Below are 21,934 nucleotides of genomic sequence, written 5' to 3'. Positions count from 1 at the left end.
CTCGGGCATCGGAAGCGGCACCTGTAGGGACCGCCTGTCACCGGGTCCTGCACGGTTGCCGACGTCAATCGACCACGCCGGATGGAGAATTCACCGCCAGCCTACCCACGCGGGCCCGCGCCGATCGGTTCTCACGATCTCGCGCCGAGGGCGGGTCCGTCTCGTGCCGGATGTCACCGGATCCGGTGCCGTCTGTCCTCGCGCTACCGGCGGGTGGCTGGGCCGAGCGAGTCGCGGTGGATTATGGTCCGCCGCATGCAAACACTGCGCAGGATCATCGGTATCGGCACCATCGCCGCCGCGACGTTCGCGCTTGCCGCGTGTGGCTCGAACAATGACAAGGGCTCGGTCGCCACCACCACGTCGGCCGCCGCCACGTCATCGGCGCAGCCCACCTTCGGTCAGCTGCCCGCGCAGAACACCGGCGCCGAATGCACCGCCGACGACATCGTGGTGGTCGGCGGCTTCGGCGCCACGCCGAAGATCACCATCCCGGACACCTGCACCCCGCCGACCCAGCTCGTGGTCAAGGATCTGGTCCCCGGCACCGGTCCCGGCGCGGTCGCCGGGCAGCCGCTCACCATGAACTACACGCTGATCACCTGGTCGGATAAGAAGAAGCTGGACAGCTCATTCGACCGCGGCAAGCCCTTCCAACTGACGCTCGGTGCCGGAAAGGTCATTCCGGGTTGGGAACAGGGTCTGGTCGGTGTGCAGGCGGGTGCGCGGCGGCTGCTGATCATCCCGCCGAACCTCGGTTACGGCGTGGGCGGCAATGGCGTCAAGCCCAACGAAACGCTGGTCTTCGTCACCGACGCGGTTGCCGTCGGCAAGTAACGACGGCGCGCGGTCCCCAGCGGTGGTGCTGCTTGCAGCCCGCCGCGACCGGTCAACTAACCTGGTCGAGATGCGCACGTTAAGCCGTGCGGCGATTTCGCTCGTGATTACCCCTAGCAAGTCCGCCACAAGCAAGTCGACCAGAACCAACGAACAAGGAGCATGTCCGTGAAGAGCACCGTCGAGCAGCTGAGCCCGACCCGGGTCCGGATCAACGTCGAGGTGCCTTTCGAGGAGCTGAAGCCGGACTTCGACAAGGCCTACAAGGCGCTGGCCAACCAGGTCCGCATCCCCGGCTTCCGTCCGGGCAAGGCCCCGGCCAAGCTCATCGAGGCCCGCCTGGGCCGCGGCGCGATCCTGGAGCAGGTCGTCAACGACGTGCTGCCCGGCCGCTACAGCGAGGCCGTCACCACCTCCGAGGTGAAGGTCATCGGCCAGCCCGAGATCGAGATCACCAAGATCGAGGACGGCCAGGAGCTGGCGTTTACCGCCGAGGTCGACGTGCGCCCCGAAATCACCCTGCCCGCCTACGACAGCATCGAGGTCACCGTCGACTCGTTCACCATCGGTGACGAGGACATCGAGGAGCAGCTGCAGTCGCTGCGCCAGCGCTTCGGCACCCTGACCGGTGTCGAGCGTCCGGTCCAGGACGGCGACTTCGTCTCCATCGACCTCTCGGCCACCGTGGACGGCGAGGAGGTGCCCGAGGCGGCCACCACCGGCCTGTCCCACGAGGTCGGCTCCGGCCAGCTGATCGAGGGCCTGGACGAGGCGCTGGTCGGCCTGTCGGTCGACGAGTCCAAGGAGTTCACCTCGACCCTGGTCGCCGGTGAGCACGCGGGCAAGGAGGCGGTCATCACCGCCACCGTGCGCTCGGTCAAGGAGCGCGAGCTGCCCGAGGCCGATGACGACTTCGCCCAGCTGGCCAGCGAATTCGACACCCTCGACGAGCTGAAGGAAGACCTGCGCAACCGGGTCGAGCGCGCCAAGAAGGTCGAGCAGGCCGGTCAGATCCGCGACAAGGTGCTCGAGACCCTGCTCGAGCAGGTCGAGGTGCCGCTGCCCGAGGCGGTCGTACAGGCCGAGATCGACGCCGTGCTGCACGACGCGGTGCACGGCTTCGACCACGACGAGGCCAAGCTCGCCGAGGCGCTCGAGGCCCAGGGCTCCAGCCGCGAGGAGTTCGACAAGGACACCAAGGAGTCCGCCGAGAAGTCGGTGAAGACCCAGCTGCTGCTGGACGCCATCGCCGAGGCGGAAAACACCCAGGTCGGCCAGGAGGAGCTCACCGAGCGGATCCTGTTCCAGGCGCAGCGCTACGGCCTCTCGCCCGAGCAGTTCATCCAGCAGGTGCAGCAGGCGGGCCAGCTCGGCGCGGTCTTCGCCGACGTGCGCCGCGGCAAGGCGCTGGCCGGTGTTGTCGGCAAGGTGAAGGTCAGCGACTCCGCGGGCAACACCGTGGACACCGCCGAAATGTTCGGCGCCCCTGAGGGTTCCGCCGATGAAGCGGAGTCCGCCGAGACCGCGGCGAGCGCCGAATAATTCCATGAAGTGCCAGCGTGTTTGCGTTCCGGATGGGTGCGTGATTGCGCTGTGAGCGAAGAAGGGCGGTACCGGGAGTTCGGTGCCGCCCTGCTTCGTTAATGTTTGTGACAAGCGAACCAGAGATGGCTGTTCGGCATCAGCAACGAGCCGGTAAGAGAAGGCAGGTATCCGTGACAATGAACAAGGCAGGGGTCGTCATGACTTCCCCCACTGCTGGCCTCAACCTCAGTGATTCGGTATACGAGCGCCTGCTGCGTTCGCGCATCATCTTCCTCGGCACCCAGGTCGACGACGACATCGCCAACAAGGTGTGCGCGCAGATCCTGCTGCTGTCGGCGGAGGATCCGACCAAGGACATCGCGCTCTACATCAACTCGCCGGGTGGTTCGGTCACCGCGGGTATGGCCATCTACGACACGATGCAGTTCTCCGAGTGCGATATCGCCACCTACGGCATGGGCTTGGCCGCCTCGATGGGTCAGTTCCTGCTCACCGCAGGCACCAAGGGCAAGCGGTTCGCCTTGCCACACGCGCGCATCATGATGCACCAGCCCTCGGCGGGCATCGGCGGTTCTGCGGCCGATATCGCGATCATGGCCGAGCAGTTCGCGCACACCAAGCGTGAGCTCAATGAGCTGCAGGCGCTGCACACCGGCAAGTCGATCGAGCAGGTCACCGCCGACGCCGACCGCGACCGCTGGTTCACCGCGGCGCAGGCGCTGGAATACGGCTTCATCGACCGCGTGATCACCCACGCGGCGCAGGCGAACGGCGCGGGTAACTAACTAAACACGCAGATCCGTTCCCCCTCAACGACTTTGGAGACGAAGATGGCCAATATGTTCGACCCGCGCGCCGGTCTCGGCGGCACCGCTCCGGCGAGCCCACAGTCGCGCTACATCCTGCCCTCGTTCATCGAGCACTCGAGCTTCGGTGTCAAGGAGTCCAACCCGTACAACAAGCTGTTCGAGGAGCGCATCATCTTCCTCGGCGTGCAGGTCGACGACGCCTCGGCCAACGACATCATGGCGCAGCTGCTGGTGCTGGAGTCGCTGGATCCCGATCGCGACATCACCATGTACATCAACTCGCCCGGTGGCTCGTTCACCTCGCTGATGGCGATCTACGACACCATGCAGTACGTGCGTGCCGATGTGGCCACCGTCTGCCTGGGGCAGGCCGCCTCGGCCGCCGCCGTGCTGCTCGCCGCCGGTACCCCCGGCAAGCGTGCATGCCTTCCCAACGCCCGGGTCCTCATCCACCAGCCGTCGCTGGAGGGTGGCATCCAGGGACAGGTTTCGGACCTGGAGATCCAGGCCGCCGAGATCGAGCGCATGCGCCGTCTGATGGAGACCACCCTGGCGCGCCACACCGGTAAGGACGCGGACACCATCCGCAAGGACACCGACCGCGACAAGATCCTGACGGCCGAGGAGGCCAAGGAGTACGGGATCATCGATACGGTGTTCGACTACCGCAAGCTGAGCGCTCAGAAGTAAGAACGCCGCGCCGGATGGTACGGCGCTGATCGCTCGTAAGTTGCTCAATGTCAGGAAGATCCGGCCGGGACAGATGCCACTCGGCATGTGGCCCGGCCGGTCTGCTCCAGGGGCGCCGACCGGCCGGAAGGGTATCGGGCGGAAGGCTTTCCGGGGGCGGGCGGCCAAGCGTGTCGGATGGCCGCCGATCGGGGTGAACGTGTTCCATAGTGGTAAGAACTCATACAACCCCGGCGAGAAACATGCTCGAGTTGTCGACCTCCGTCGCGCACACCGGGTACGGTCGACCTAGGGACCTTTGCTCCCGGTTGACGGCAGTGCTCGAACCGTCGGATTCGCTCGAGGTGTTCGTGATTACACCCGAGGGTGGCGGATTGCTGGCAACCTGGATAGACGGTTGCACGCGGACAAGGAAGTAGGGACCCACGAGATGGCGCGCATCGGAGATGGCGGCGATCTGCTGAAGTGCTCGTTCTGCGGAAAGAGTCAGAAGCAGGTCAAGAAGCTCATTGCGGGACCAGGGGTGTACATCTGCGACGAGTGCATCGATCTGTGCAACGAGATCATCGAGGAAGAGCTGGCCGAGTCCAGCGAGGTCAAACTCGATGAGCTGCCCAAGCCCGCCGAGATCCGGGACTTCCTGGAGAACTACGTGATCGGGCAGGACACCGCCAAGCGCACGCTAGCCGTGGCCGTCTACAACCACTACAAGCGCATCCAGGCGGGCGACAAGGGCCGCGACGGCCGGGGCGAGACGGTCGAGCTGGCCAAGTCGAACATTCTCATGCTCGGCCCCACCGGCTGCGGTAAGACCTACCTGGCGCAGACGCTGGCCAAGATGCTCAACGTCCCGTTCGCCATCGCCGACGCGACGGCGCTGACCGAGGCCGGGTACGTCGGTGAGGACGTCGAGAACATCCTGCTGAAGCTGATCCAGGCCGCGGACTACGACGTCAAGCGGGCCGAGACCGGCATCATCTACATCGACGAGGTCGACAAGATCGCGCGCAAGAGCGAGAACCCCTCGATCACCCGCGACGTCTCCGGCGAGGGTGTGCAGCAGGCGCTGCTGAAGATCCTGGAGGGCACCCAGGCCAGCGTGCCGCCGCAGGGTGGGCGCAAGCATCCGCACCAGGAATTCATCCAGATCGACACCACCAACGTGCTTTTCATCGTGGCTGGCGCGTTCGCCGGGCTGGAGAAGATCATCTCCGACCGCACCGGGCACCGCGGCATCGGCTTCGGCGCCGAGGTGCGCTCCAAGGCCGAGATCGACACCGATGACCACTTCGCCGAGGTGATGCCCGAGGATCTGATCAAATTCGGTCTGATCCCGGAATTCATCGGCCGCCTCCCTGTCGTCGCCTCGGTGACGAACCTGGATAAGGATTCGCTGGTCAAGATCCTCTCCGAGCCGAAGAACGCGCTGGTGAAGCAGTACGTGCGGCTCTTCGAGATGGACGGCGTCGACCTCGAATTCACCGACGACGCGCTCGAGGCCATCGCCGATCAGGCGATCCTGCGCGGCACCGGCGCCCGCGGCCTGCGCGCCATCATGGAGGAAGTCCTGCAGCTGGCGATGTTCGACATCCCCAGCCGCGACGATGTCGCCAAGGTGGTCGTCAACGCCGACACGGTCAACGACAACGTCCTGCCGACCATCGTGCCGCGCAAGGCGCAGCGCGCGGAGCGCCGGGAGAAGTCGGCGTAATCACGAAGCGGACACCGGGTCGGACGAATGCAACCGCAACCTCCGTTGCTTCCGGCTGGCCCGGGCACGCTGCTGGATGCCGCCGCGATTCTCAGCGGCGCCGTCGATATGCGGACCTACCAGCGTAGGTATCTCGTGGTTTACGCCGAGTCCCCCAGGGAATCCGCAAGGGCCGTAAGTACGGCGATCCCCGACTACCAGGGGACCCTCTCGCTCGTGACGACCTGTGTCGAATGGCTGGATGAGCATTTCGGGTGGGAGCTGGTGAACGTCTTCACGCGGGAGGTCCAAGGGGACTACCTGCAGTGGCACTGCTACTACGCGATGTTGCGGCGATCACGCTCGAACTAGCTCGATGTGTACGGAGCTTTCGGTTGGGGTACTCATTGGTCACGGTTGAGTAACCAGCCCAGTCCTGATCGGTCGGGAGATCGGGGCGAAAGGATCCCGCCTGCAAGGTTTTTGGTCGGCGGGCGCGACGGACCGAGGTCCCTCATGTCGACAGTTTCAGTTTCTTCGGATCGCAGCACGGCCGCCGTGCGCGGGTCCGGACCATCCGCCGATCGTCTGTCCGTAGCGGTCTTGCCGCCGATGGATTCGATCACGCTGTGCGCGGTGGGCGGTGAAGTGGATTATCTGACGGCCGAAATCCTTCGGCAGTCCCTGCTCGGGGCGCTACCCACGGCGGGTGCGGTGGTGGTCATCGACTTGTCGCAGGTGACGTTCTTCGGCGTCGCCGGGCTCCGGGTATTGATGGCGGCCCGATCGTGGATCGGATGCACCGGCCGACGACTCCAGTTGATCACCGGCCCACCCTGCGTGGACCGACTGCTCGAGGTCGCGGGTCATACCGCGGTGTTCGATATCGTCCCGAGCCTCGCCGCGGTCACCCAGGCCACGCCGTCCGAGTTCGCTCGCGCGAGCGCCTGATGGCGAAAACGTGGGTGCGGCAGTCGAATTCGACTGCCGCACACACGTTCGGTACCTGCCGATTCAGACTGCTTCCGTGCGCATATCGTCCTGGCTCCAGTAGGCGCGCATGCTGACGATCCGGCCCTCGTCGTCGAACTCCATCACATCGATGGGCGAGAGGGTGAAGCGCTGATCGCCGAATTTGGTGACGAGGGTGAACATGAAGGCGGCGTGGTTGCCCGCGATGCGGATGGTCTCCGGCCGCAGTTCGGTCTCCCGATCGAGGTTGGCGATCACGTCGTAGAACTCGCGAATGGCATCGTGGCCGCGCTTGGGCTCGGTGCCCATGGGATCTTCCACCACCGCGTCGGGCGCGTAGAGGTTGACGATCTCTTCGGTCGGACCGGAGCCGACCAGCTTGACGTATTGCTCGACCACTTCGCGGATCTGCTGTGCCATGAAAACCCCTGACGAATTGAAACGTGTTCTAATTCGGAGCCTAGCAGTGTCTCGTGGCCGCGTTGGATGGAATCCCGTTAGCCGGGAGATCGGGGTGACGTGCTGGCGCAGATGGCCCCCCGCGCCAGCACTCGTCCTAGCGTTGCGCGCCGAACGGGCCGATCGTCGCCCCCTCGGCTATCTTGTTGGCGCGCTAGTGCTTCGGGATACGGTGACGATCGCTTGTCACATCGAAGTGCCGCCCGATCGCGCCCGGTGCCGAAATCGCCGTTGATTCCCTGGTTCGCCGTTGAACCTTCTGTCCCGCACTGGTGCGTCTGCTAGTGGTTTCGGAGTTGAGGCTTCGGGTGTTACCGCCTGTCGCTGCCCCTTTTTGCGGGGGCGTGTGCGCCACTGGTTCGTGAAGCCGCCGCTGGTGTCCTCCTCCGGGCTATCTGGGGCCTAATGGACGCCGTCGAGGGTGATGAACTGGGACAGTGACGGCCCCATGATCGGGATTCCTTTCGTCCGTTTCGCCCGCTCCGCACGGGCCCACTGCTGTATATGACGGCGGCGGTCCAGAAAACTCATCGCTATTTCCCGCCGTTCGACCCCGGTGTGTCGAGCTTGTGTGGTGCTCGTCGTGCTGTTTACTCGGTCCGGTCAACCAGATGTTCGAGTGTCGAGTGAAAGCGGAGGAGACATGCCACTGCCTACCATGACCGCGGAACAGCGCACTGAGGCGTTGGCCAAGGCGGCTGCGGTCCGCAAGGCGCGCTCGGAACTGATCGGCAAGGTGAAGGCCGGAAAGGTATCGGTCGCCGACCTGTTGAAGAAGGCCGACACCGACGACCTGGTCAAGAAGACCAAGGTTGCTGCGGTGATCAAGGCGCTGCCCGGCGTCGGACCGGTGAAGGCCGCCAAGCTGATGGATCAGGCGGAGATCCCCGAGGACCGCCGCATCGGTGGACTCGGTGCACGCCAGCGTGCGGCGTTGCTCGAAGCGCTGAAGGACTGATTACGCTGTAGCGACTGCTTGCGGATCGCTCGAAAGGGGCCGCTAGCGACTGCTTGCAGGTCGCTCGAAAGGATCAGCTCGGAGCATGATCGGGGAACGAACGCTCACGTCGGTGGCGTGGCTGTGCGTCGAGAACGGCCGCTTGCTCGCGGTCCGGACCGAGGGACGCGACGCCTTCTATCTACCGGGCGGCAAGCCAGAGCCCGGGGAAACCCTGGCGGGAGCGCTCGTTCGCGAGGTTCGCGAGGAAGTGGGCGTCGAGTTGGAGGCGCACCGGATCACGCCCGTGGTGACCATTACGGCCCCCGCCCACGGGCGTCCCGGAACTCTGGTCGAAATGCACTGCTTCCGCGCGCCCGGTCACGGCACACCGGCTCCGGCCGCGGAGATCGCCGAGATGGCGTGGCTCGGACCGAATGACGGTCATCGGTGCGCACCGGCCGTGGTGCGGGCCCTCGACCATTTGACCGAGATCGGCGGATGGGGTGCGTCCTGAACGTCGGACGCGCACTGACATTCGACAGACCGAACGCCCCACAGCATGCGCTGTGGGGCGTTGACTGTTTCGCCGGATTCAGCGCGGTGTGCGGCGGCGGGGGAGTTGGAAGGTGATCGGGTCGGGATCGCGCAGCTGCGCCCCGCGCGGGGTGACCACGATCAGCGCAAGACCGAGGGCGAGGATCAGTGCGGCGCCGATGATGCTGAGGGTGAAACTTCCCGCGCCCATCTCGGCGGGCTTATGGAAGACGTGATAGATCAGGTGCGGCACCGCGAAGACCAGCCAGCCCAGGCCCGCGACCTGGGCCAGGGCGCTGCCGCCGAGGTACAGCGCGGCAAGTGTGACGGCGGTCAGCGCCAGGAAGAACGAGCCGACGTCGGATGCGAGATGGTGGTTGTACGGACCGTCGGCCGAGATCCACTGCATGCCGAAGCCCGGAAAACTGGTGTACCACGAATGCGGCGCGAAAACCGCCCACAGGCCGACGACCGCGCCCTGGAATGCCAATATCCCCAACATGATTCGGACCGCCAGCCAGCGCTTGCGCTGCTGTTCGAAGCGCATTCGCACACGTAGTCCGCCGGATTTGCCATCGACCGTGATCCGCATCGGTCTCTCCGTTCATCGCCGAACTATGGATCTGGTGTTGTCACCGTAAATCGGACATCGGCCGCGATCAATAGGCGGCGACCTCGTCGGTGACGGTCAGCCGGTCGGCGCGGGTGTAAATGTTCATGGTGTCGCCGCGCAGGAAGCCGACCAGGGTGAGGCCGGATTCGTTGGCCAGGTCGACGGCCAGTGAACTGGGGGCCGAGACGGCGCCGAGCATCGGGATGCCCGCCATTACGGCTTTCTGGACCAGTTCGAAGGAGGCGCGGCCGCTGACGATGAGCACGAGATCGGCTGCGGGAATACGGCTTTCGAGCAGCGCCCAGCCGAGGACCTTATCGACGGCGTTGTGTCGGCCGATATCCTCGCGTACGGCGAGTGCGGTGCCGTCGGCGGTGAACAGTCCGGCGGCGTGCAGGCCGCCGGTGGCGTCGAAAACCGTTTGGCGGGTGCGCAACTGGTCCGGCATGGCTGCGAGGGTGTCGCTGTCCACGGTGATCGAGGTGGTCGGGAGCGGGAATCGGGTGCGGGTGCGGACCTCGTCGAGTGCGGTTTTACCGCAAAGCCCACAGGCGCTGGTGGTGAGGAAGTTGCGGGCCTGCACGGGGAGCGGCGTGCGCAGCTGGACATCGAGGACGTTGTAGGTGTTGTGGCCGTTCTCGTCGGTGCCCGCGCAGTAGCGGGCGCTCACCACATCCTCTGCGGCGTTGATGATGCCCTCGCCCAGCAGGAATCCGTGTACCAGGTCGATATCGTTGCCGGGGGTGCGCATGGTGACGGTGAGCGATTGCCCGTCGAGGCGCAGTTCCAGCGGTTCTTCCACCGCAAGGGAATCCGGGCGTTCGACCACACCGCCGGGGGAGATGCGGCGCATCTTGCGGCGCGCGGTCACTCTACTCACGACGGCTGCCTCACATGCACGTGTGGCTCCAATCGGATCGTCACGGCCTTGGAGACCGGTGTATTCGACCGTGCCGCAACGTGATCGAGGGGAACCAGGGGGTTGGTCTCGGGGTAGTAGGCGGCAGCGTTACCGCGTGGGGTGGAGTATTCGACGATGCGGAAGCCGGTCACCTTGCGTTCGGTGCCGTCGGTCCATTCCGAGATCAGATCCACCAGATCGCCGTCCACGAAACCGAATTCGGTGATGTCGTCGATGTGCATCAGGATCACCTTGCGGCCGCCGTGCACGCCGCGGTAGCGGTCGTCGAGGCCGTAGATGGTGGTGTTGTATTGGTCGTGGCTGCGCAGGGTCTGCAGGATCAAGCGGCCCTCGGGCACCGGGGTCCAGGACAGTTCGTTCACCGCGAAATTGGCTTTGCCGGTGGGAGTGCGGAATTCGCGGGAGTCGCGCGGCGGATGCGGCAGGACGAAACCATTGCGGTCGCGCACCCGCTTATTGTAGTCCGCGCAGCCGGGTACGACACGGGCGATCGCATCGCGGATCTTGTCGTAGTCGCGCTGATACTGTCCCCATGGCACCGGATGATCGGTGCCGAAGAGGGTCTGCGCGAGTTCGCAGACGATGGCGACTTCGCTGCGCAGTTGGTCGCTGACCGGCGTCAGCCGACCGGTGGACAGATGCACCATCGACATCGAATCCTCCACCGACACTTGCTGTTTCGTGCCGTTCTGCAAGTCGAGATCGGTACGGCCGAGGGTGGGCAGGATCAGTGCGGTCTGCCCGTGCACGACGTGGCTGCGGTTGAGTTTGGTGGATACGTGCACGGTCAGCGCGCAACTGCGCAGGGCGGCCTCGGTCACTTCGGTATCGGGGGTGGCGGAGACGAAATTGCCGCCCATGCCGAAGAACACCTTGGCGGCGCCCGCGCGCATGGCACGGATGGCGTCGACAGTGTCGTAGCCGTGATTACGCGGGCTGGTGATGCCGAATTCGCGGTCCAGGGCGTCGAGGAAGGTGTCGGGCATCTTCTCCCAGATGCCCATGGTGCGGTCGCCCTGGACGTTGGAGTGGCCGCGCACCGGGCAGACGCCCGCGCCGGGCTTGCCGATCATGCCGCGCAGCAAGAGCAGATTGGTCGCCTCCTCGATGGTGGCGACGCCGTGCTTCTGCTGGGTCAGGCCCATCGCCCAGCAGATGATGACGTTCTTCGATTCGGCCAAAAGCGTTGCGGTGCGTCGCAAGTCGTCGTCGGTGAGGCCGGTCGCCGCGCGGACGGTGCCAAGATCGACTGCGCGGAGGTTCTTTTCGTATTCGGCGAAGCCCGCGCAGTGGGTGTCGACGAATTCGCGGTCGATCACCGTGCCGGGCGCGCGGTCCTCGGCCTCGAACAGTAGCTTCCCCAGCCCCTGGAACAGCGCCATATCGCCGCCGAGGCGGATCTGCAGGAAGTCGTCGGCGATGGCGACGCCGCCGGTGAAACCCTTGACCGTCTGCGGGTCGCGGAAGCCGAGCAGGCCGGTCTCCGGCAGCGGGTTGACCGCGATGACCTTGGCGCCATTGGCCTTCGCGCCCGCGAGTGCGCTGAGCATGCGCGGATGGTTGGTGCCCGGGTTCTGGCCAGCGACGATGATCAGGTCGGCCCTGGCGAAGTCGTCGATCGAGACCGAGCCCTTGCCGATGCCGATGGAGCTGGTCAGCGCGGCGCCGGAGGATTCGTGGCACATGTTCGAACAGTCGGGCAGGTTGTTCGTGCCGAAGCTGCGCACCAGCAGCTGATACAGGAATGCGGTTTCGTTGGCGGTGCGGCCGGAGGTGTAGAACAGGGCCTCATCGGGTGAGGTCAGGGCGCGCAGGTGCTCGACAATGAGCCGGTAGGCCTCGTTCCACTCGATCGGCGAGTAATGCGTGTCGCCGGGGCGCAGCACCATCGGATGGGTGAGTCGGCCCTGCTGGCCGAGCCAGTACCCGGATTTGCTCGCCAGTTCCTCGATCGAATGCTGTGCGAAGAATTCGGGAGTGACAGTGCGCAGCGTCGCCTCCTCGGCGACGGCCTTGGCGCCGTTCTCGCAGAACTCCGCCGGGCGGCGGTGCCCCGTCGGCTCCGGCCAGGCGCAGCCCGGACAGTCGAAACCGTGCACCTGATTGAGTCGGGCCAGCGTGCGCGCGGTGCGCAGCACACCCATCTCCTCGACCCCGCGTTTCAGCGCAACGGCCACGGCGGTCACGCCCGCGGCCTGCTCCTTCGGCTGGGTCACGGTCAGCGCGGACTCGTCGATGTCCTGTGTCGGCCCATTACGGTGCATGCTGGATATTGTCCTCTCCGCACGAATTCTGTCGCGGGGCACCCTTTGTCCGATCCCGGGTCGCCGCGTTCTTGCGGTCGTCGGGTTCCCGCAGGCCGGATGCCGCTCGGTTCGGATCGTAGGCACTCGGGGCGCATTCGGCAGGTTGTCCGTCGACCGCGCACGGGCGACGCCACCTGGTAGCCAGCGGTTTTCGCGGAGTGCGGGCTGGGCGAGAAGGCTCCGCGTCGGCGAGTGCGGGCTTACCATATCTACTGATCAAATCGCTGATCTGAGGCATGGCCGATGGGGACGCAGGCAGCAATTCCCGCGCGTGTCGGCGGGGAGCGTCGGCAGGTGGGGTGTCGTCGTGTGAATCGTGGGGTCAGATCGGCAATTCTGTGTTGTGCCGTTGTGCTCGCCGGTGTTGGACCGGTGGTCGGCGGGGTGTCGGCGTTCGGGGTTCCGGCCTCGGGGGAACCGACTTCGTCGGTGGTTCGGTCGCAGCCGCGCACCGTGGAGCAACCGCCGGGTGGCGGGACCCAGGATGGGGCTGGTACGCGGGACGGATCCGGGGCGCAGACCAGTACCGGGACGCCGGATGGGGATTCGGACGGCACCGGGACGCATGACGGTACCGGCACGACGACCAGTAGTCGGGTGCCCACGGACCCCTGTGCGGGGCGGTCATCCGACGGGTGCTCCGGATCGCCTTCCAGCAGTGATCAACCGCGACCGTCGGATACTGTGCTGCCGCCGATCACCATTACGACCTCGCCGCCGCCTCCGCAACAGCCGACCACTCCGGATCGGCCGCCCGAGGATCCGACCACCGCCCCGCCGCAGCATCCGACGCCGGACAATCCGCCGGATAACCCGCAGACGCCGAACAATCCGCGACCGTCGCCCGAAGTGCCTGTTCCGCCCGTTCGGCCTGCGGACCCGACGGAGATCGCGCCGTCGACTACATCACCGGTTTCGGCGCCACCTGTCCCACCGCACCCCGCCGGGCTCGAGCTCACCCCCTCGGCGATCGGGCCCGGCGGGGATGTCACCGCGGCCGGATCCGGCTGCGATCCGCAGGCGCAGGTCAGCTTGCTGGTCGGGGAGACTTCGGTGGGCAGCACCGTCGCGGGGGTCGATGGGGGATTCCGCGCACCGCTGGCGTTGACCTCGATCGATGTCGGGCGCTATCAGGTGACGGCGCGGTGTGGGCGCACGCTCAGCGCGCCGCTGGATGTGGTGTTGGTCAGCCGAATCAGCGCGGCCACATCGACATTGACGGTGATCCTGTTCTTCCTGCTGCTCGGTGCGTGGTTCTACGGGCATCGGCTCGTCTCGCATCTGCCCGCGCGGAGGGGACCGTGATCCGGGCGCGCGTCTCGGCGGCGACGCGAATTATCGTGCTGCCCAGCGTGTTCGCGCTGCTGCTGGGAATGCTCGCCGCATTGTTCGCGGCACAGGCCGCGGCCAGGCCGCGAGGCGTAGATATGTCGGCGACCATCGATGATCACGATATTGCCGAAACTTCCGACGCCAAACCACTACGGCTGCACCCGAACAGCGCCGTCAGCATGGCGATCGCCTTGACCAACAACACCGATGCGGCAGTGCATATCCGGCGGGTGGATCTGGCCGGGCATGTGCTCGGGCTGAACTTCTTCTCCTACTCGACCGCTGTCGAATTATCCATCGCGCCAGGGAAATCCGATGCGCTGAAGTATCGGCTCGATCTCACCGGACTGGACGGCCAGGCGACCGGACTGATCGGTGCGGATCTGGCGGTGATCGGCGACGATGGTAGGCGGGTCGCGTCGATACCGCTCGACACCGATGTGCGCGGCTCATTGCGATCGGTGTACGGGCTGTTCGGGATCGCGCTCGCGGTGCTGACCATGCTCGCCATCGCCGATTCCGCGCTGGCCATTGCCCGGCATCGGCTGTCCACCAATCGATGGCAGCGCGGGTTGCGGTTGCTCGCGCCCGGTGTCGGCATCGGATTGGTCTTCGGATTCACCGCATCGGTTGCGCGGTGGTGGGTTCCGGACACGGGGCTGTGGCTCACGGTAGCCGCAGTGGCGGCCGCCGTCGGCTTCCTGCTCGGCTACTGTTCGCCGACACCGGAAGTGGGGACCGACGAGGATCTTGCCCCGACCACGCAACTCGACGAGGTGGATACTGTGCGGTTCCCGGATGGGCAACGACTTGACCAGTGATACCGGCCGGTTGCGGGCCGTGCTGCCCGCGTACGACATCGGCGCGCAGGTCGGCAGGGGCGGATGCGGTGTGGTGCTGGCGGGTACGCATCGTCGGCTGGGGCGACCGGTCGCCATCAAACAGATTCCACCGCAGTTCGCGCACGACGAGCAGGTGCGGCGCCGGTTCGTCGCCGAGGCGCGGTTGCTGGCTTCGATCGATCATCCGCATGTGGTGCGGGTCTTCGACTACATCGAGGATCACGAGCTGTGCCTGCTGGTGATGGAGTATCTGCCCGGTGGCACCGTCGGCAGCCGGTTCGCCACCGAGGGATTCGACGCCGCGACGGCGGTCGCGATCGGGTTGGCCTGCGCTGCCGGACTGGAAGCGGCGCACCGCCATCAGATTCTGCACCGCGATGTCAAACCGTCGAACCTCATGTTCGGCGCCGGGGGTGCGATCAAACTGACCGATTTCGGCATCGCCAAGATCGTCGGCGGTGACCAGACGCTGGTGACCAGGACCGGCGAGATCGTCGGCACGCCGTCCTACATCGCACCGGAACAGGCACGCGGACAAGCGCTTTCCCCGGCCACCGACGTCTACGCGCTGGCCACCATGCTCTACCAGCTGCTGTCCGGCGTGCTGCCGTTCCCTCCGAACGAAGATCACCTCGCAACGCTTTTCGCGCACGCCTTCTGCGAACCCATACCGCTCGCCGAAGTCGCGCCCGGTGTTCCCGGGCGGATCGCCGATGTGGTGATGCGTGGCCTCGCAACCGATCCCGCCGCCCGGTTCGACACCGCCGAGCTCTTCGGCATCGCCCTCGCCGAACCCGCCGCCTCCTGCTGGGGTGGCGATTGGCTGACCCCGATCGGGATCCCGGTCATCGGTGCCGACACCATCGTCGCCGCCGCGACCGGGAGTGGTCGCACGGCGCGGCGTCGCGGTGAGGTGACGCCGAGACCGCAAGGTGTGCGGGGTTCGCGCAGCACTTCGTCGACGCCGACGGAAGCGGTGCCGGAGCCGCATGTGCGTGACTCGGATTCGCGCGCACCCGGCGAGATTGTGGGCGGTGGCCAGCAGTTCGGCACGGCGACGCCTGGTCTGGATCGGCCGACTTCTGCCACGGAAGGGGCTCGACCTCCGGATCGGACTTCGCCGCAGGGGGGATCCGATCGCCCGTGGTACGGAGTTTCCGCTGCTCAGGGCGAGACGGAGTCGGGTCCGGGCCAGGAGTGCGTCGGGTCGGCTCGGCCTCCGTCGTTCGGGAGGGCGGGGGTTGGCGAGCCTGCGCGGTCCGGACCGTTTCGGCCTCCGATGGTTCGGGTGCGGCCGGTACCTGGGTTGCAGGACAAGGGTGTTCGGTTGGCGGAGGTGGATCGGCGCGATCTGGTGCCTATTCGTGATGTCGTCACCTTCGCTTCGCCTCGGCTGCCGTTCCTGGCGGCTGTGTTGTTCGCGGTGGGTGCTTGTGTGGTTGCGATGCTCGGGCTCGGCGCACCCGTGGCCGGCGGAGATCTGGCACCGAGGACCGTCACCGTTGCCGGTGCCGATCCGGCGGATTCGAATCCGATCGAAATCGATCTGTCAGAGCCGATTCCATTGCAAGTCAATGGGATCGATGTCGACTCGGCCTCGCTCACGGTGAATGTGGTCGGCGTGCGGTTGGGTGGGGAGCCGGTGCCGCTGCGGCCCGGTGGCGCGGCCATGCTGCCCGATCCGGTCAACCCGCATGTGCTGGCGGGCAACCTCGACGGTGAGCTGACCCTGCTGCGCAACGGCACCGAAATCGCCACACAGCGAATCGAACTGCACACAACGCAGCGCCCGACGCTCACCGCCACCTCGGCCGCGATCGTGATCCTGGCCCTGTTCGCCGCCGCCTACCTGGAGTCCAATACTCGCACTCTGCGTCGTGGCCACGGCGGATTCGCCAACATCATCGCTCTGTCCACGAGTTCGGCCCTCTTCGCCGCCGCGATAGCCGGTGCTGCCTGGATCCTGCTCGGCACACCGGCAACCCTGCCAACCCTCGTCGTCAGCGCTACGCTCGCTGCCGCCGCGGGCCTCGCAGTCGCATTCGGCGCACGCCGAATCGGCAAGCGACGCTATTACATTCGCCGCGGGCGGCGGGAAAGCCGCTGACCGCACTCGGTGGAGTGTGGACCGTATCGGCGCTCCGCCGACGTCGCCAGTTGTCCAGGACGGCATCCGGGCATGGCGGGAAGGCCGCTAGCCACGGCTCAGCGATCCGCTCAGGGGCGGCGGCCCTTGCTGGTGGCCTCTGTCGGATGCTTCGAGCGGTCTTCGGTGCGGTAGGTGAGGATGCGTTGGCCTATTCGGAGGGTCCAGCCGGGCGGTAGCTCGATCGGGGCGGTGCCGACTCGGGTCCATTCATCGTCACCGGGGGCTGCGATGAAAGTGCCTGCGGGAGTTGAGGCGTCGCGGACGAATACCTTGCCGCGGTCGACCGAGACATAGGCGTGGACGCGGGAGACATGGCGGTCGCGGGGGACGGTGATGGGTGCGGCGGTTGCCGCACGCACCGCTTCGTCGACCATCGGACTGCGACCGACGACATATGCTCGGTCCAGCGGATATGCCGCGCCGTCCTCGAGAATCAATGCGCCGACAACGGGCCCCGAACTGTCCGGATTGCCCACATCCCCAACCGGGCGCACCGGTCGTGGTCGTTTGCCCTGCAATGGCGGGATCTTGTGCAGCGCAATAGGTTCGGGCCGCGACGGCGCACCCGCCCGTGACCCATCAGGCTCCCCGCGCGCTGCCGCGGACATAGCCTGAGTACTGAGGTCCTCGGGCCCCACTGCCGCCCCGCCACCAGACTCCGTCCGACTCTTCGCGCCAGCCGGGCCCCGCGTCGTGGGCGATTTCGCCGATGCGGGACCCGCATTCTCGGTCGGCTCCTCGGATTGCGCAGCGGACTGCCGCGAAGTCCCGGCGGGTTGTGCCGATCCGGCGGATGAAGTGGAGCCAGCGGGCTTGTCCGTGCGGCCCTTCGAGGTGGGTTGAGATTTTGTGGTCGGGGCGAGGAGAGCTTCCAATCCGGCCGGGGCAGTTGGCGGCGGTTCGGGGGTGGCGCCGGGGGACGGGGATGGATGGGCGGGACGGCCACTGGCCACGGATTTGGCCGCGCGTCGGGGCGCGATGCGCAGGGTGAAGCCGCCGCCGGGGACGATACCGGCGCGTAGGTCGGTGCGTGGCAGCTCGTGGATCGGGAACGCGGTGTCGGCGCCGACGGTGATCCGGCGCACGGGTTCTCGCACGATTTCGTCTACCCAGGTGAACGCGCGTGCCCCGGCGAGGCGGCGGGTTCCTTCCGCGCCCTGGATCTCCGCGCTCACCTGGCCGCGCAGCAGGATGACGGTGCCGTCGGCCGTCGGCGCGACCACCCCGAACGGCGGTGGTTCGGAATTGCCGCCGAAAACCACCGCGGCCAGCCGCTGCGCGATCGCCGCCCCTGGGTGCCGCGCATCGGCCACGGCCTCGATCGCGCCGAGTATCCGGTCGGTGGAAGGGGTTTCGCCCGCGAGATACACGACAACCGCACCGAAGCGTGCGATCAGGCCATCGCCCGGCGCAATCCCCACGGTCGACGGGTTGCTCTGCACCCGCGCCTCCTTCCCGGACCACTAACCGGCGTCCAGCATAGAGCGTGCAGAGCACCCGAAACCGGCCCTCGACGAACCAATAGCGCCCGCACGCAATGATCCGTGTCCGCCCTCGTCGCCAAAGTGATGTGCGTCACTTAACGCGCACATCCCAATGGCTCCCTCGCACACATTGTGCGGTCCGCTGTGCGTCAGCGGCCAGTGACGATCAGGCGGCGAACTCGGCGACGTGGTCTTCGAGCCAGGTGGTGAAGGGACGGGCGGGATGGGCGGTAAGGGTGGCGACGGTGTCGGTGATCGGGGTGGGCACGCCGTCGCAGCGGCGCCAGTAGTCGAGAAGTCCGTCGGCGTAGTGGGCGGGGATGAATTCGGCCATCTCCTGTTTCCACGCGTCGGGGGTGACCTGGGCGATGGTCGCGGTGCGGCCGGTGATCTTGTTGATCAGCTCGATCTGCTCGGTGAACGTCAGTGTCTGCGGACCGGTGAGGGTGTAGACGCCCCCACGATGGTCCGGCTTCGTGAGTAGCGCATGGGCGCACTCGGCGACATCGAGTTCGTGGATCGGATCGGTGTACGCGTTGGGGTACGGGAGGCGGACCGGGCGGTCGGCCTTGATCGCGAACGACCAGCCGCGGGCATTGCTTGCGAAGGCGCCGGGCCGCAGCACGGAGACGGTCATCGGTGCGTCGGCGAGTCCGAGCTCGGCGTCGAGATGCGATTTCGCGACCGGGTTGGCGGCGGCATCGGGATCGAGCACGGCGGAGGAGGACAGCAGCACGATGTGGGTGACTCCGGCCTCGGTTGCGGCGGAAACGAATTCGGTGCTGCATTCGGGCTCGGCGTACAAGAACACCGAAGTGACCCCGTCGAGCGCGGCAGCGAAGGTGGCAGGGTCCCGGAGGTCGCAGGCGACGGCGGGCACTCCGGCCGCAAGCTGCTCAGGGCGGCCGGAGCCGACGCGGACGGCGTGGCCGTCGGCGCGCAGCAGGGACAAGAGGTTGGTGGCGACCGCGCCGCGGCCTCCGGTAATGAGAATCATGCGAAGTCCTTGGGGTTGAGGGTAATTCAGTGCTGCTGTTCGGCCTGGGCGTGGCGCGGCAGCAGTCGCACCAATCCGAGGCTGAGCAGGGTGGCGGCGGCGACGAACACCAGGCTGACGGTCAGCGCGTGCGCCTCACCGGAATCGACCGTGTGGAAGTACACCGTGGTAATGGCGGCGGCGCCGATCGCATTGGCGAGTTGCTGTACGGCGGAAAGGGATCCGCTGCCACTCCCGGTCTCGGACGGGTCGATATCGCCGATGGTGACGACGAAGATGCTGCCGAAACAGGTGCCCATACCGATGCCGAGCACCAGGATCGCCGCCGCGAGAGCCCAGGGAGCAACACCGATTCCGACGGTGAGCGCCAGGATGAGCAGCAGACCGGCACCCGCCAGGGTGATCAGCAGGCCGACCAGGATGAGGTTGCGTCCGAGCTTGGCCAGCAGTTGGTGCGCGGCGATCGAGGCGACGATGATGCCGACGGCGAGCGGGGCGAGTCCGAGCGCGGCGTCGGTCGGGGTGTAGCCCAAGCCGCTCTGCATGAATAGCGACAGCACGTACAACAGGCCGGAGACCGCGGCGAAGAATACGAGACCGAGGATCAGGCCCGAGGTGAAGCCCCGGTTCTGGAACAGGGTCGGCTCGAGCAGTGGTTTGGCCGCGGTGATCTGCCGACGGGCGAACAGCGCGAACGACAGCGCTCCGGCCGCCAAGGCCGCGAAGGGGGCGACGGTCCAGCCATTGGCCGAGCCGTCGATCAGGCCGAACAGCGTGCCGAGCATGGCCGCGGCGAGCAGGACGGCGCCGAGTGCGTCGATGGTGACGGTGCGGTCGCCGTTCTCGGCGGGCAGCAGTCGATAGGCGGCGGCGAAGGCGAGGCCGCCGAGCACGATATTGATCAGGAACATGGCGCGCCAGCCGAGGCCGAACAGATCGGCGTCGACGAGGAATCCGGCCAGGATCGGGCCGCAGACGCCGGACAAGCCGAGGGCCGGGCCGTAGACGCCGAATGCCTTACCGATCTGGTCGCGGGGAAAGACGCTGGTGATGATGCCGAAACCCTGTGGGATCAGCATTGCGCCGAAGGCGCCCTGGATCAGCCGCGCGGTAATGAGCGTGGCCGGATCGACGGCGAGGCCGCAGGCGACCGAGGCGAGGGTGAATCCGGCCAAGCCGATCAGGAACAGTCGGCGTTTGCCGAAGCGATCGCCGAGGCGGCCGCCGACGACCAGCAGGACGCCCAGGGATAGGGCGTAACCCGCGCCGAGCCACTGGATCAGCGATGGCCCGCCGTGTAGATCCCGCGCGATGGTCGGCGCGGCGATATTGGTGATGGTCGAGTCGAGCAGGTCGAGGATGTCGGCCGCGAGGGTGACGGCCAGTATCGCCCACATTCGGGCGCTGACCTTGGTGCCTGGCGGTGCTGCTTGCTGCGTGAGGGTGTTCATGTCCATCTCCTGACGGGAAGAAGTCGTGGCGAACGACGGTCGTGACGAACGTTGTTCGGTTGCTGGGAACGGTAAAAGACGAACACTGTTCGTGTCAAACAGTGTTCGTTAGGGCGTATGCTTCGCCGTATGAGCGCCGCACCCGTCAGCCGCCGGGCCCGACCCGCGAAGGCCCCACTCAGCCGTGACGTCATCATCGAAACCGGCCTGCGCATCCTCGACCGCGACGGTCTGGCCGCTCTCACCATGCGCCGCGTCGCTCAGGACCTGGATACCGGTGCGGCCTCGCTCTACGTCTACGTCGCCAACCGGGACGACCTGATGGCCGCCATGCTCGACCACGTGCTCGGCACCGTGCCGGAGCCGTCGGGCGATACCTGGCGCGACCGGCTCGCGACGCTGGTCGAGACGACCGTCGACGCGATGGCCAAACACGAGGGACTCGCGCTCGTCGCCCTCGGCTCGATCCCCACCAGCCCGAACGCGCTGCGGATCATCGAGCGGCTGCTCGCCCTGTTCGCCGAGGGCGGGGTCGACGCGCAGACCAATTCCTGGGCCGTCGACCTGATCTATCTGCATATGTCCGCGCAGGCCGCGGAGCAGAGCGCGTACAACACCAAGGACACCAACGAGCAGGATTACGTCGCCGAAGTGGCGCGGCGCTTCGCCGCGCTGCCCGCCGATCGGTATCCGACGCTGGTGGCCATGCGCGACCAGATGTTGGCGGGCGGCGGCGATGAGCGCGCTCGGTGGGCGTTGCGTGCGCTGGTCAACGGCATCCTCGCGACTCCGGCCGAGTGAGGCCCGTGGGAGAATCGTTCATGCGGATGATTCGACCAGCGGTCGAGGACGACCTGCCGATACTGCAAGAGATCGAGCGTGTTGCGGGGAAACCATTCGCCGACATCGGCATGATGGCTGTCGCGGATGACGATCCACCGTCACTGCAAACGCTGCGCGAGTTCCAGCAGGCGGGCCGGGCCTGGGTATATCCCGACGACACCGGCCGCCCGATCGCCTATCTGATCCTCGGGATCGTCGACGGCAACGCACATATCGACCAGGTCTCGGTGGATCCGGACCATGCGGGCAAGCGGATCGGCAAGCGGCTCATCGATCACGCGGTGCTGTGGTCGAAAGCTCGAGGGCTATCGGCGATCACGCTGACGACCTTCATCGATGTGGCCTGGAACGGGCCCTACTACGAACGGCTCGGCTTCCGCTATCTGACCGCCGCCGAAGAGACCGCGGAGCTGCGCGAGATCCGTGCCGCCGAGGCCGCGCACGGCCTCGACCTCTGGCCGCGCGCCGCTATGCGTGCCGAACTCGCCGCCTGGCAGACGGACTGAACTCCGCTGCCCG

At 66.6% G+C, this 21,934-nt stretch carries 21 protein-coding genes; 14 read left to right on the top strand and 7 right to left on the bottom strand.

Annotation, left to right across the window (positions count from 1 at the left end; genetic code table 11):
• Positions 1 to 255: 255 nt before the first annotated feature.
• From ACHQ4I_RS03600 to ACHQ4I_RS03570, 7 genes are all read left to right on the top strand, one after another.
• A complete protein-coding gene (locus ACHQ4I_RS03600; protein ID WP_420770224.1) occupies positions 256 to 837 on the top strand; it encodes an FKBP-type peptidyl-prolyl cis-trans isomerase in 582 nt (193 codons plus the stop codon).
• Positions 838 to 1,005: 168 nt separating this feature from the next.
• Positions 1,006 to 2,379 carry a trigger factor gene (tig, locus tag ACHQ4I_RS03595; protein ID WP_420770223.1) on the top strand — a complete coding sequence of 458 codons (1,374 nt, stop codon included), beginning with the start codon at positions 1,006 to 1,008 and terminating at the stop codon, positions 2,377 to 2,379.
• A 200-nt stretch (positions 2,380 to 2,579) separates the two neighbouring features.
• Complete coding sequence (locus ACHQ4I_RS03590) at positions 2,580 to 3,167, top strand: ATP-dependent Clp protease proteolytic subunit (protein ID WP_420770222.1); 588 nt, start codon at positions 2,580 to 2,582, stop codon at positions 3,165 to 3,167.
• 45 nt (positions 3,168 to 3,212) lie between these two features.
• Positions 3,213 to 3,881: an ATP-dependent Clp protease proteolytic subunit gene (locus tag ACHQ4I_RS03585; protein WP_420770221.1), complete on the top strand. Its 669-nt coding sequence runs from the start codon at positions 3,213 to 3,215 to the stop codon at positions 3,879 to 3,881.
• A gap of 430 nt (positions 3,882 to 4,311) precedes the next feature.
• Complete coding sequence (gene clpX, locus ACHQ4I_RS03580; protein WP_062992730.1) at positions 4,312 to 5,592, top strand: ATP-dependent Clp protease ATP-binding subunit ClpX; 1,281 nt, start codon at positions 4,312 to 4,314, stop codon at positions 5,590 to 5,592.
• A 27-nt stretch (positions 5,593 to 5,619) separates the two neighbouring features.
• Positions 5,620 to 5,943 carry a hypothetical protein gene (locus ACHQ4I_RS03575; protein WP_420770220.1) on the top strand — a complete coding sequence of 108 codons (324 nt, stop codon included), beginning with the start codon at positions 5,620 to 5,622 and terminating at the stop codon, positions 5,941 to 5,943.
• 240 nt (positions 5,944 to 6,183) lie between these two features.
• A complete protein-coding gene (locus ACHQ4I_RS03570; protein WP_420770219.1) occupies positions 6,184 to 6,522 on the top strand; it encodes an STAS domain-containing protein in 339 nt (112 codons plus the stop codon).
• Between the two features lie 63 nt (positions 6,523 to 6,585).
• Here the strand turns inward: ACHQ4I_RS03570 and ACHQ4I_RS03565 are convergent, their stop codons facing one another.
• Positions 6,586 to 6,963 carry a nuclear transport factor 2 family protein gene (locus ACHQ4I_RS03565; RefSeq protein WP_420770218.1) on the bottom strand — a complete coding sequence of 126 codons (378 nt, stop codon included), beginning with the start codon at positions 6,961 to 6,963 and terminating at the stop codon, positions 6,586 to 6,588.
• Positions 6,964 to 7,645: 682 nt separating this feature from the next.
• Here ACHQ4I_RS03565 and mihF point away from each other — a divergent pair.
• Positions 7,646 to 7,960, top strand: coding sequence for an integration host factor, actinobacterial type (mihF, locus tag ACHQ4I_RS03560; protein ID WP_420770217.1), 315 nt, complete (start codon positions 7,646 to 7,648; stop codon positions 7,958 to 7,960).
• An 85-nt stretch (positions 7,961 to 8,045) separates the two neighbouring features.
• Positions 8,046 to 8,456 carry an NUDIX hydrolase gene (locus tag ACHQ4I_RS03555; RefSeq protein WP_420770216.1) on the top strand — a complete coding sequence of 137 codons (411 nt, stop codon included), beginning with the start codon at positions 8,046 to 8,048 and terminating at the stop codon, positions 8,454 to 8,456.
• A gap of 78 nt (positions 8,457 to 8,534) precedes the next feature.
• Here ACHQ4I_RS03555 and ACHQ4I_RS03550 read toward each other — a convergent pair whose 3' ends face one another.
• The 3 genes from ACHQ4I_RS03550 to ACHQ4I_RS03540 form a co-directional block, all read right to left on the bottom strand.
• Positions 8,535 to 9,068, bottom strand: a complete 534-nt coding sequence (locus ACHQ4I_RS03550; protein ID WP_420770215.1) for a hypothetical protein — start codon at positions 9,066 to 9,068, stop codon at positions 8,535 to 8,537.
• A gap of 67 nt (positions 9,069 to 9,135) precedes the next feature.
• Positions 9,136 to 9,969 carry a formate dehydrogenase accessory sulfurtransferase FdhD gene (fdhD, locus tag ACHQ4I_RS03545; protein ID WP_420770214.1) on the bottom strand — a complete coding sequence of 278 codons (834 nt, stop codon included), beginning with the start codon at positions 9,967 to 9,969 and terminating at the stop codon, positions 9,136 to 9,138.
• Positions 9,966 to 12,275, bottom strand: coding sequence for an FdhF/YdeP family oxidoreductase (locus ACHQ4I_RS03540; protein ID WP_420770213.1), 2,310 nt, complete (start codon positions 12,273 to 12,275; stop codon positions 9,966 to 9,968). The genes fdhD and ACHQ4I_RS03540 overlap by 4 nt, the downstream gene beginning before the upstream one ends.
• Before the next feature lie 726 nt (positions 12,276 to 13,001).
• Here ACHQ4I_RS03540 and ACHQ4I_RS03535 point away from each other — a divergent pair.
• From ACHQ4I_RS03535 to ACHQ4I_RS03525, 3 genes are read left to right on the top strand one after another with little or no spacing between them, the layout of a single operon-like run.
• Complete coding sequence (locus tag ACHQ4I_RS03535; protein WP_420770212.1) at positions 13,002 to 13,622, top strand: hypothetical protein; 621 nt, start codon at positions 13,002 to 13,004, stop codon at positions 13,620 to 13,622.
• Entirely contained in the window at positions 13,619 to 14,470 is an 852-nt protein-coding gene (locus tag ACHQ4I_RS03530; protein ID WP_420770211.1) for a hypothetical protein, read from the top strand. Before ACHQ4I_RS03535 ends, ACHQ4I_RS03530 begins: the two co-directional genes overlap by 4 nt.
• Positions 14,448 to 16,598 carry a serine/threonine-protein kinase gene (locus tag ACHQ4I_RS03525; RefSeq protein ID WP_420770210.1) on the top strand — a complete coding sequence of 717 codons (2,151 nt, stop codon included), beginning with the start codon at positions 14,448 to 14,450 and terminating at the stop codon, positions 16,596 to 16,598. The genes ACHQ4I_RS03530 and ACHQ4I_RS03525 overlap by 23 nt, the downstream gene beginning before the upstream one ends.
• Before the next feature lie 110 nt (positions 16,599 to 16,708).
• On the opposite strand, the gene ACHQ4I_RS03520 is transcribed toward ACHQ4I_RS03525, so the two are convergent.
• From ACHQ4I_RS03520 to ACHQ4I_RS03510, 3 genes are all read right to left on the bottom strand, one after another.
• Entirely contained in the window at positions 16,709 to 18,082 is a 1,374-nt protein-coding gene (locus ACHQ4I_RS03520; RefSeq protein ID WP_420770209.1) for an FHA domain-containing protein, read from the bottom strand.
• Between the two features lie 208 nt (positions 18,083 to 18,290).
• A complete protein-coding gene (locus ACHQ4I_RS03515) occupies positions 18,291 to 19,121 on the bottom strand; it encodes an SDR family oxidoreductase (protein WP_420770208.1) in 831 nt (276 codons plus the stop codon).
• Between the two features lie 26 nt (positions 19,122 to 19,147).
• On the bottom strand, positions 19,148 to 20,572 hold the full coding sequence (locus ACHQ4I_RS03510) for an MFS transporter (protein ID WP_420770207.1): 1,425 nt from the start codon (positions 20,570 to 20,572) through the stop codon (positions 19,148 to 19,150).
• A 129-nt stretch (positions 20,573 to 20,701) separates the two neighbouring features.
• Here ACHQ4I_RS03510 and ACHQ4I_RS03505 point away from each other — a divergent pair, with 129 nt between their 5' ends.
• Positions 20,702 to 21,373, top strand: a complete 672-nt coding sequence (locus ACHQ4I_RS03505) for a TetR/AcrR family transcriptional regulator (protein WP_420770206.1) — start codon at positions 20,702 to 20,704, stop codon at positions 21,371 to 21,373.
• Between the two features lie 20 nt (positions 21,374 to 21,393).
• Positions 21,394 to 21,921: a GNAT family N-acetyltransferase gene (locus tag ACHQ4I_RS03500; protein WP_420770205.1), complete on the top strand. Its 528-nt coding sequence runs from the start codon at positions 21,394 to 21,396 to the stop codon at positions 21,919 to 21,921.
• Positions 21,922 to 21,934 lie beyond the last annotated feature (13 nt).

It is taken from the genome of Nocardia nepalensis, assembly GCF_048910785.1.
GTDB lineage: Bacteria > Actinomycetota > Actinomycetes > Mycobacteriales > Mycobacteriaceae > Nocardia > Nocardia nepalensis.
This window is presented reverse-complemented; position numbering and strand designations above follow the sequence as displayed.

Excerpts from the sequence above, each read along its gene's own strand:
- ACHQ4I_RS03600 (WP_420770224.1), top strand. The coding sequence starts at position 256 with ATGCAAACACTGCGCAGGATCATCGGTATCGGCACCATCGCCGCCGCG.
- ACHQ4I_RS03590 (WP_420770222.1), top strand. The coding sequence starts at position 2,580 with ATGACTTCCCCCACTGCTGGCCTCAACCTCAGTGATTCGGTATACGAG.
- ACHQ4I_RS03585 (WP_420770221.1), top strand. The coding sequence starts at position 3,213 with ATGGCCAATATGTTCGACCCGCGCGCCGGTCTCGGCGGCACCGCTCCG.
- clpX (WP_062992730.1), top strand. The coding sequence starts at position 4,312 with ATGGCGCGCATCGGAGATGGCGGCGATCTGCTGAAGTGCTCGTTCTGC.
- ACHQ4I_RS03575 (WP_420770220.1), top strand. The coding sequence starts at position 5,620 with ATGCAACCGCAACCTCCGTTGCTTCCGGCTGGCCCGGGCACGCTGCTG.
- ACHQ4I_RS03570 (WP_420770219.1), top strand. The coding sequence starts at position 6,184 with ATGGATTCGATCACGCTGTGCGCGGTGGGCGGTGAAGTGGATTATCTG.
- ACHQ4I_RS03565 (WP_420770218.1), bottom strand. The coding sequence starts at position 6,963 with ATGGCACAGCAGATCCGCGAAGTGGTCGAGCAATACGTCAAGCTGGTC.
- mihF (WP_420770217.1), top strand. The coding sequence starts at position 7,646 with ATGCCACTGCCTACCATGACCGCGGAACAGCGCACTGAGGCGTTGGCC.
- ACHQ4I_RS03555 (WP_420770216.1), top strand. The coding sequence starts at position 8,046 with ATGATCGGGGAACGAACGCTCACGTCGGTGGCGTGGCTGTGCGTCGAG.
- ACHQ4I_RS03550 (WP_420770215.1), bottom strand. The coding sequence starts at position 9,068 with ATGCGGATCACGGTCGATGGCAAATCCGGCGGACTACGTGTGCGAATG.
- ACHQ4I_RS03540 (WP_420770213.1), bottom strand. The coding sequence starts at position 12,275 with ATGCACCGTAATGGGCCGACACAGGACATCGACGAGTCCGCGCTGACC.
- ACHQ4I_RS03525 (WP_420770210.1), top strand. The coding sequence starts at position 14,448 with ATGGGCAACGACTTGACCAGTGATACCGGCCGGTTGCGGGCCGTGCTG.
- ACHQ4I_RS03515 (WP_420770208.1), bottom strand. The coding sequence starts at position 19,121 with ATGATTCTCATTACCGGAGGCCGCGGCGCGGTCGCCACCAACCTCTTG.
- ACHQ4I_RS03510 (WP_420770207.1), bottom strand. The coding sequence starts at position 20,572 with ATGAACACCCTCACGCAGCAAGCAGCACCGCCAGGCACCAAGGTCAGC.
- ACHQ4I_RS03505 (WP_420770206.1), top strand. The coding sequence starts at position 20,702 with ATGAGCGCCGCACCCGTCAGCCGCCGGGCCCGACCCGCGAAGGCCCCA.
- ACHQ4I_RS03500 (WP_420770205.1), top strand. The coding sequence starts at position 21,394 with ATGCGGATGATTCGACCAGCGGTCGAGGACGACCTGCCGATACTGCAA.